The following is a 3,488-nucleotide window of genomic DNA, read 5'->3' on the forward strand; positions in this document are numbered from 1 at the left end:
GCATGTGGCCGTGGTCGCGATAGGCGGTGATCATCTGATCGCCATCGATCAGTGCCATCTTCATGCCGGTGACGACCGCTTCCTGGCCGATATAGAGGTGGCAGAAGCCGCCGATGAAACCCATGCCGTAAAGCTGGCCGGCCTTTTCCTCGAAACGACGGATGAGCAGCATGTGCCGGTAAGCGGCAAGCTCTTCGTCCTTGGTGAATTCGGCAGGCTTGGGGGCCGAAAGCCCCGATTTGCCGTCGGATTTGGATTTGGCAGGCGCTTTTCTGGCGGCGGTGGCCATGCATCACTCCCTGTTGGCGTCTCTTTGTGGACATTAGAGCAGATGAAATCTGCTCTGGGGAGATCAGCTCTTCCCCACCGATTTAAGGGAGGCTAACACGCGTCAAAGCGTTGCGCCATGCCGAATTTGCATAGCTGGCATGCGCCTAAGCGATTAAAATCATTGAAAATATTGATGATTAACTTGAAATCAGTTATTTCGACGAGGTCGGCAACATAATGGTGATTTCGTCAGCCTGGGACAGATTGAGCGCCTTGCGTGCCTGCTCATCGAGCATGTCCTTTTCGAGCGTGCCTTCATGCATCAACCGAACGCGGCGCTCGAGTTCCATGCGGCGCGCCTTGATCACATCGAGCTGGCCTTGCAGCGCCACCGTCTGGGCTTCCAGCTGATATTTCGAATAGATGCCGAATTCGCCGTGATAGGCGTGAAAGCCGAAATAGGCCAGGAACGCCACGCAAAGCGAGGGAATGATCAGTCGGCCGGTGTTTCTCTGCTTGTGCTGACGCGTCCACATGATCCAAATCCTCGCGGCCGCGAACTCAGGCGGCTCACGATCTTTTTCGCCCGATTGTGCTTAACGGACGGTTACGGGTGTCCTGTTGGGCGGCGTCGAAACAAAAAAGGGCGGGAATGCTCCCGCCCTTTTGTCCGGTATCGATGAGCCGGTGTTTCTGGATCAGCCCTTGACCACCGACTTGCCGGCATAGCTTGCCTGCTTGCCGAGTTCTTCCTCGATGCGGATCAGCTGGTTGTACTTGGCCATGCGGTCGGAGCGCGACAGCGAGCCTGTCTTGATCTGTCCGCAATTGGTGGCAACCGCGAGATCGGCGATGGTCGAATCCTCGGTTTCGCCCGAGCGGTGCGACATGACGGCAGTGTAGCCGGCCTTGTGCGCGGTCTCTACGGCGTCGAGCGTTTCCGTCAGCGAGCCGATCTGGTTGACCTTGACGAGGATCGAATTGGCAACGCCCATGCGGATGCCGTCGCGCAGCCGCGCCGTATTGGTGACGAACAGGTCGTCGCCGACCAGCTGCGTCTTTTTGCCGATCAGGTCGGTCAGGTACTTCCAGCCTTCCCAGTCGTCCTCGGCCAAGCCGTCCTCGATCGAGATGATCGGATAGTCGGCGGCAAGCTTGGCCAGGTATTTGGCCTGGGCCTTGGGATCGCGCGTCTTCTTCTCGCCCTCATAGACGTAGTTGCCGTCCTTGAAGAACTCGGTCGCGGCGCAATCGAGGCCGAGCGCGATCTCGTCGCCCGGCTTGAAGCCAGCCTGCTCGATCGATTCCATGATGAAATCGAGCGCCACCGGCGCGCTTTTCAGGTTCGGGGCGAAGCCGCCCTCGTCGCCGACATTGGTGTTGTGGCCGGCGTCTTTCAGTTTCTTGCGCAGCGTATGGAAGATTTCCGAACCCCAGCGGACACCTTCGCGCAGCGTCGGCGCGCCGATCGGCAGGATCATGAATTCCTGGAAGTCGATCGGGTTGTCGGCATGCGCGCCGCCATTGATGATGTTCATCATCGGTACCGGCAGGAGATGCGCCTTGGTGCCACCGACATAACGGTACAGCGGCAGACCGGCGGCATCGGCGGCCGCCTTGGCCACCGCCAGCGACACACCGAGAATGGCGTTGGCGCCAAGCCGGCTCTTGTTGGGCGTGCCGTCAAGCTCGATCATGGTCTGGTCGATATGGATCTGGTTTTCGGCTTCCATGCCGCCGATGGCCTCGAACAGCTCGCCGTTCACCGCTTCGACGGCCCTGAGCACGCCCTTGCCGAGATAGCGGGCGCTACCGTCGCGCAGTTCGACGGCCTCGTGGGCGCCGGTCGAAGCACCCGACGGCACCGCCGCGCGGCCCATCGAGCCGTCTTCGAGAATGACATCGACCTCGACGGTCGGATTTCCACGGCTGTCCAGGATTTCACGCCCGACAATGTCGATGATGGCGGTCATTTGCGATGTCCTCGATTGATCTGAAGAATGCCGCACGTCTTAGCCAAAGTGCTGCAAAAGGCAATCGGCCGGCCGGCAATTATTGCCGCGGCATCAGCCTCTGAACGATTCACGAAGCGCAAATCGCTGTCATCATAAGTCATGCACGGTCGGCTGACTTCCGGTTAAGGTGCAGCGCGCGGGGCGAAACAGGAGGAGTTTCGCCATGTCCCAGTTGAGTGGTATCGTGAGTCTGTTCCTGATCGCGGCGGCATTCCTGACGTCGTGCGACAATCAGCAGTCGCCGCCGAAGGCGATGGCCCCCTTACACGTCAGCGAATAAGCCAGAATACAAAGCGGCCCCGTCTCTCGACGGGGCCGCTTTGTCGTTGCTGTCAATGCCAGTAAGGCGTGACCTTGTAGTAATTGTAAGATTCGTCGCGCGCCGCCTCGCCATCCGCCCCGCTCAATTCGTTGATCGAATAGGCAGGCGCCGCCCTGAGTTGTTCCTTGGAAAACGGCACGACATAGCCACCCTTGTCCTCATCATAGTCGAGGCTCGCCCACGGAATGGCGTGATATTTTTCGCCAATGCCGAGGAAGCCGCCAAAACCGATCACCGCGAACATGATGCCGTTCGTCATCTTGTCGAGCATCACATCCTCGATGCTTCCGATGCTCGTGCCTTCGGTATTGTAGACCGATGTACCGATGACCCGTGAGGCGGCGATGGCTTGGGTGTGACCTGTCTGGGTTGTCATGATTGTGCTCCTCATTGTGGTTTAGAACCATACTTGGACAATGAGGGGCGCGGGCGAAGGTTCCCGACTTTTCGGCGACGCCCGGTCACTCCGCGAGGATGAAGGTAACCTTCATATTGACGCGATAAGCAACAATCTTGCCGTCTTGGACGACGATCTTCTGGTCCTGGATCCAGGCGCCCTCGACGTTCTTCAGGGTTTTCGAGGCGCGCGCAATTCCCTGTTCGATGGCGTCCTGAAAGCTCTTCTTCGACGACGATGTGATTTCGGTGACGCGGGCGACGGACATGGCTTCCTCCTGCCAAAACGCTCAGTTGCAAGGCAAGCGTATAGCCGGCTCGTGCCTTCCACAAGCGCCGGCGGTCGGCAGGGTATGCGTCCGGCCTTAGAGGCCCTTGGCGATACGGTCGAATGCCATCAGCCGCTCGAGCAGGGCTGGCATGTCCTTTAACGGCAGCATGTTCGGACCATCCGACGAGGTCGAATTGTCAGGATCCTGGTGGGT

5 protein-coding genes and 1 pseudogene are annotated in these 3,488 nt (G+C 59.0%); all 6 read right to left on the minus strand.

What is annotated here, in order from left to right; translation table 11 throughout:
* Nucleotides 1–289: thiamine pyrophosphate-dependent enzyme (locus tag EN939_RS25700; protein ID WP_245473171.1), on the minus strand; the 289-nt coding region annotated here is incomplete at its 3' end.
* 193 nt (nt 290–482) lie between these two features.
* Entirely contained in the window at nt 483–806 is a 324-nt protein-coding gene (locus tag EN939_RS25705) for an FtsB family cell division protein (RefSeq protein WP_127270588.1), read from the minus strand.
* A gap of 162 nt (nt 807–968) precedes the next feature.
* On the minus strand, nt 969–2,243 hold the full coding sequence (gene eno / locus EN939_RS25710) for a phosphopyruvate hydratase (RefSeq protein WP_127270590.1): 1,275 nt from the start codon (nt 2,241–2,243) through the stop codon (nt 969–971).
* 374 nt (nt 2,244–2,617) lie between these two features.
* Nucleotides 2,618–2,983 (minus strand): PRC-barrel domain-containing protein, encoded by a 366-nt coding sequence (locus EN939_RS25720; RefSeq protein WP_127270592.1) that lies wholly within the window; start codon nt 2,981–2,983, stop codon nt 2,618–2,620.
* Nucleotides 2,984–3,068: 85 nt separating this feature from the next.
* Nucleotides 3,069–3,272, minus strand: coding sequence for a dodecin family protein (locus tag EN939_RS25725; RefSeq protein ID WP_013531476.1), 204 nt, complete (start codon nt 3,270–3,272; stop codon nt 3,069–3,071).
* Nucleotides 3,273–3,368: 96 nt separating this feature from the next.
* Nucleotides 3,369–3,488: pseudogene (locus EN939_RS39305) on the minus strand (3-deoxy-8-phosphooctulonate synthase); the annotation flags it as partial.

The sequence above is a fragment of the Mesorhizobium sp. M7A.F.Ca.CA.002.05.1.1 genome (assembly GCF_003998335.1).
GTDB lineage: Bacteria > Pseudomonadota > Alphaproteobacteria > Rhizobiales > Rhizobiaceae > Mesorhizobium.